The organism is Glaciecola sp. MF2-115, from assembly GCF_047250385.1.
Lineage (GTDB): Bacteria > Pseudomonadota > Gammaproteobacteria > Enterobacterales > Alteromonadaceae > Glaciecola.
Map to the genome: position 1 here is coordinate 1 of NZ_JBLBVM010000017.1, position 3414 is coordinate 3414.

3 protein-coding genes are annotated in these 3414 nt (G+C 36.8%); all 3 read left to right on the forward strand.

Annotation, left to right across the window (positions count from 1 at the left end; genetic code table 11):
• The coding region (locus tag ACKLNX_RS00130) for a hypothetical protein (RefSeq protein ID WP_412970779.1) at nt 1–202 on the forward strand (202 nt) is incomplete at its 5' end.
• Between the two features lie 218 nt (nt 203–420).
• Entirely contained in the window at nt 421–1530 is a 1110-nt protein-coding gene (locus tag ACKLNX_RS00135) for a hypothetical protein (protein WP_412970780.1), read from the forward strand.
• 205 nt (nt 1531–1735) lie between these two features.
• A complete protein-coding gene (locus ACKLNX_RS00140; protein WP_412970781.1) occupies nt 1736–2971 on the forward strand; it encodes a diguanylate cyclase domain-containing protein in 1236 nt (411 codons plus the stop codon).
• Nucleotides 2972–3414 lie beyond the last annotated feature (443 nt).

The following is a 3414-nucleotide window of genomic DNA, read 5'->3' on the forward strand; positions in this document are numbered from 1 at the left end:
ACAGCCTGTTACCAATTATCATAATATAGAAAATCAGAAACATACCAAACTAACCATAAGAGTCGTTTACCATCACGAAAGAGTGAACATAGCACTCGAACTTACGGCAATTTATGAGTTTTTACACAGCCTGAGCCTAAACCGGACCGTATCTGATACATCTCACGCGTCATTCCTAGCCAATACAAAAACATCGTCTTAAAATTGTAATGTAAGTATTTTTAAGAGCATCATGTCTATCATACTTTTGAGTTGCTTATTCGCTTTGTAGATCACAATCCATTATGTCTGAAGTGGAATAGTAAATTCGATTGCATGATGAACTGCTAATAGAATTCATACCTATTACGCAGATTAACTATTTATTGCAAAGGCTATTATCTTAGAATGTAGGATTTGCGGCACAAGGAAGTTATAAAGTTGGAAACCATCGTCAATAAAGCAAAGGTATTGTTTCCTTTGACACAATACCCAGTTCATCGAACTTATATGGAGGTTTTGTCTCGTTATTGCTCAACAAAAGGAACATACATAACTCGCTGCAATACGAAAAAATTATCAGAGGCAATGGGCAATGAATTTGTGAGCCTATTTGAACTGATCGAAAACAACGATAGCCCTAAATTTCTTAACTTATGTTTGGCGCTGAAGATTAAAGCAAAAAAGTCTAAAACAGTCACAAAGCAAGAGTTCTCTAATCATGAAGTACTAAATAATATCACAGCTGCTATAAAACCTTATATCTTGGCCTTTAAACGAGAAGAGCAGCAAATAAAAGAAGACTCAGAACGGGTAAAAGTACTTAATAAGAAGAAGGCAGCTCTAGTTCAGGAAGCCAAACAAGCAAAGGCAAAATCTCAGTATTTGGAACATTTTCGCGACTTCCCAGAATTTGGACTAAATAAAATAAAAAGAAGTTCTTATGCGGACAAAATATTAACTAGGCTTCAAAAAGGCGATGCTTCTGAAAAAGACTTTTTTTGGCTTCATGAGAAAGGATTTGATACTCATGAAACTTCTCAAGCGTTGCTTGATTTTTATATGAACAGAGCAAAAATACATTTGAAGCACTGGGAGAGAACAAAAAAACCGTGGAGCTTAGTCAATGCGATTGCTGATTTTAGAAAAAGTAAGAATCCGGAACTGATTATTAGAACAATTCAATCGAATTATCCGTTTAAATTCTCTGGAAGTAATAAAAAACTAAACTCTGCTTTACTAACAACTTCAGGTGGTGTGTATCGCGATTTGTGCCAATATTCTGATTCCTTGAAATTAGGTGAAGAAGCTCATGAATTAAGCCCAACTGATTTTAGACCATGCACTCTTATTGGTGCCTCTCACATGTTACTTGGCAATATAAATGATGGACACTGTTGGTATGATAAAGCGATAGAAAGAGGGTTCAAGCCTGAAAGTTATGATAATGAACTTCGCTCAATTTACATGCGAAGTGATAACGAGATAAAGAATGAGCTAAAAAATAGTTTGTTGGACAGAGGATATAATTACTCTTGGCTCAAAAATTAATTAAAGGCGCAAAAATATCTTTCGATGCTTGATTCAAAATAATTTTTTTGCATTGATAACTGAAGCAGTGGTCTATTTAACTATGCCACTTCAGGTGTATTGCGACCAATCTTGCCTAATGTTATAAACCTAGGCGCCTTTCCGATTAAGCAACTTAAAGATGAGTTAGGCGATAACTCGACAAGTAAGGGAAAATAGTAGTTGTATGGATACTCAAAACAATACTGACATTAATCATATGCATTCGAAATCAAATGAAGCAACTAAATTGACTGGTACCGTTACTCTAGAATATGCAAGGGGATTCAGCAAAGGCTATGAAGCTGGCATATTGGAAAACGCGACAAAAAATCGAGAAGCGTTGCTACATCAGGAAACATTGGTAAGTAAAAATACAAAAATGGAGGTACTGCTTCAAACTCTTTTTCGCATTTCGGAACTTTCGCATAATTCACAACTAACTATTGAAGCGCTATACAAAAGTGTCTGTCTCGAACTATCCCATGTTATTGATACGTCGAATTTTTATATTGCGCGTCTTGAAAATGAAGGACAGATTTTAAATTTCTGCTTTTACCAAGATACATATGGCTTAGAAAAAGAATACGCCCATGACTTCCCCAGACGCCCTGTTGCGAATGGATTGACAGAAATGGTCATTAAAGCCGGTGAGACCATGCTTTTATCCCATACTCAAATTGTTAATTTAAGTAAATCAGGTAAGTTAGACCCTCGAACACATTCGGCGGAATCTTGGTTAGGAGCACCGCTAAACGCTGGCGGCAAAATGCTTGGCGTCGTTGTTGTTCAGAGTTATACCGACCATTTAGTTTTTACCGAGTCTGATGCGCGGTTATTTCATTTCGCGTCGCAACATATATCAAGTGCGATTTATAGATATGAGGAGAAAACACAAGAGAAATCAGAAAGGGAAAGATTAGAATTGGTTGCAAAGTATGATGGGCTAACAGGATTGCTTAATCGAGAGAGTATGAATCGTCGTATTGAATCTTTGTTATCTAAAGATAACAAAATAGAAGTCGTTCGTTACTCACTTCTCTTTATCGATTTAGACGGATTTAAGCAAGTTAATGATGATTTTGGTCATCTAATCGGTGATAAACTTTTAATCAGAGTTTCTGAAATTTTGAAGTCAAAAGTACGAGACGGTGATGCGGTATGCAGACTAGGAGGGGATGAATTCTTGATTTTGTTAGATGGATTGAGTAGTAAAGACACTACTGTAAATATAGTAAATCGCATTTTATCCGACCTTGAATTTCCCCTAATTATAGACGAACTTTCAGTAAGCGTTGGCGCCAGTATAGGAGTAATATTTGATTCGCCTGCTTATACTTCTCAGGAAGTACTACTTAAGGCCGCCGATGATGCAATGTACAAAGCCAAGAATAATGGCAAGCATCAATATTGTATTGGTTAAGATGACAAGGTACTGTCGACTTAACAGCATCCCAATTAATTATTCGATACTCTACGGATGAAAAATTCAAACATCTACCTCTGTTATCGTTATCCTGCACAAATTATTAGCCATGCAATTTGGCTGTACCATCTATTTACGTCAGTGTAGCGTTGCATTGACTAATTGAACTCGCAGGTGTTCTTTGCCAGCCAAAATATTTAATCAAAACAAAATTACATTCAAAATGTCGAATAAGTAGCAATGTCCGGATTCTGGGGCAAAGATTCCGTAACTGACCATGAAGGTCCAACGGTCTTAAGTGAGCCCAGCCTGTGTGAAAACTCCGTTTTGATCACCTTTTGAACTAAGTAGGCTGTTCTTATGATCAAACAGTCTTAGCAGCCGATCCAAGTTCACCATGGTATTTAGTATAATAAAGCGGTAAGCCAAAGCAGGAGATT